This window comes from Mesorhizobium sp. M0815, assembly GCF_040319995.1.
Lineage (GTDB): Bacteria > Pseudomonadota > Alphaproteobacteria > Rhizobiales > Rhizobiaceae > Mesorhizobium.
In genome coordinates, this window is the sequence record NZ_JAMYOU010000074.1 from 1 (window position 1) to 1,539 (window position 1,539).

1 protein-coding gene is annotated in these 1,539 nt (G+C 63.0%); it reads left to right on the top strand.

The window, feature by feature from the left end:
* The first annotated feature begins 110 nt into the window (after positions 1-110).
* Complete coding sequence (locus tag NKI01_RS30790; RefSeq protein ID WP_352515958.1) at positions 111-1,226, top strand: IS110 family RNA-guided transposase; 1,116 nt, start codon at positions 111-113, stop codon at positions 1,224-1,226.
* Positions 1,227-1,539: the final 313 nt, after the last annotated feature.

Below are 1,539 nucleotides of genomic sequence, written 5' to 3' on the forward strand. Positions count from 1 at the left end.
CTAGTCCCTATGATTGCTGGGCCTGAGGGCGGCCCGTCATCCGATATGCAACGGTACGAGGGTTAAGCCGGCTGGCCGGCGCAGAGCCTCATGCATAGGAGACGGGCCATATGGACCATATCAGATTTGTCGGTTTGGATGTTCACAAGGAAGGGATCTCGGTCGCGGTGGCGGAGAGCGGACGCTGCGGCTCGGTGGACTATCTCGGGGAGATTGCTAATGACGCTAATGCCGTGAGCAAGCTGTGCGATCGCCTCGGACGGTCCGGCAAGCGGCTGGCGTTTTGCTATGAGGCCGGCCCGTGCGGCTATGGCGTTCATCGCCAACTGACGCGCCTCGGCCATCGGTGCGACGTGGTGGCGCCGTCGCTGATTCCGCGGAAGCCTGGCGATCGGGTGAAGACGAACCGTCGCGACGCCACCATGCTCGCCCGCCTTCATCGGGCCGGAGAGTTGACCCCCGTCTGGGTGCCCGACGCCGATCATGAAGCCATGCGCGACCTGATCCGGCTGCGCAGCGTCGTGCGACAGGTGGTGACGCGAGCGCGCCAACATCTTCAAGGATTTCTGCTGCGTCACGGGCGCAAGCATGAGCGTGGGACGGCCTGGCGAAAGGCTTACCGGCGATGGCTTTCGACATTGGCCTTCGACCATCCCGCCCAGCAGATCGCATTTCAGGATTACGTCGATGCCGTCACGGATGCGGAACGGCGCCTGCAGCAGGTCGAGGAACAGATACTCAGCCTGCTCCCGGAATGGAACCAGCGCCCGGTCGTTGACGCCTTGCAGGCGATGCGCGGCATCGCGCTGATCAATGCCGTGGTGCTGGTCGCGGAGGTCGGTGACTTCACACGCTTCTCAACCCCCCGCCAGCTCATGGCCTATTTCGGCCTGGTCCCCGGAGAACAATCGAGTGGCGAGACCGTCTGGCGCGGCGGCATCACCAAGACCGGCAACACTCATGCCCGGCGCGCGCTGGTCGAAGCCGCCTGGGCTTACCGGATGAGAGCGCGCATCAGCCGGCACAAGGTCGACCGGATCGAGGCGCTGCCAAAAGTCGTTCGCGATATCGGGTGGAAAGCGCAAGTTCGACTGTGCACCCGATATCGTCGGCTGAGCGCGCGCGGCAAGAATGCGAACGTCGTCAATGTCGCCATCGCACGCGAGATGGTGGGCTTCATCTGGTCGATCGCCTGCACAGTTCAATCCGCGCCAAAGGCGGCGTGACCACTATTTGACAGACAGCCAGCAGAGGAGATCGCAAAAACCCAAACATCAGCCTCGGCGCGATATGCGGCGCTGGAGGCGGGACAATGCCGGGGAGCCCTCGTCCCCACTATGAGCCTCGACGCTCGCCACCTAGACAGAGGCAGCCCCAAACGAAACCAGGTCATGCGGCTCGACCCGCGGATGAGAGATTGTTGACCGACGTTCAAGTCCCGCCTCTTGCACCTCATATCCGCCGTACAAGTGCCTCGACCGCCGATCGGATCGGCGGGCTGCAGCTTATGTCAAAGGCCATTGTCAGCAATCATGAGAG